The sequence below is a fragment of the Flavobacterium sufflavum genome (assembly GCF_004016525.1).
GTDB classification, from domain to species: Bacteria; Bacteroidota; Bacteroidia; order Flavobacteriales; family Flavobacteriaceae; genus Flavobacterium; species Flavobacterium sufflavum.
Genome location: NZ_SACJ01000048.1, coordinates 1 through 258 on the forward strand (window position 1 = coordinate 1; position 258 = coordinate 258).

Sequence of the window (258 nt, forward strand, 5' to 3'; positions counted from 1 at the left end):
CACCGCCCCAGTTAAAGGTATAAGGGCCTGTTCCTCCAGTTGGAGTAAGGTTAATTGCTCCGGTAGTTCCACCATTACAAGCAACATTCGTAACAACGGTTGTTCCGCTTACGGCTGCTGCCGGTTGAGTTAATGTAATTCCTGATACAGTTCCAGTACATCCATTAGCATCGGTAATTGTTACCGAATAGCTTCCAGCTGCAAGTCCTGTTCTGTCTTCGGTAGTTATACCACCACCCCAGTTAAAGGTATATGGTC

Annotated in this window: 1 protein-coding gene; it reads right to left on the reverse strand. The window is 46.5% G+C overall.

The features are described from left to right. Positions 1-258 (reverse strand): SprB repeat-containing protein (locus tag EOD40_RS17890; RefSeq protein WP_196781477.1); only part of this gene is annotated, 258 nt, incomplete at both ends.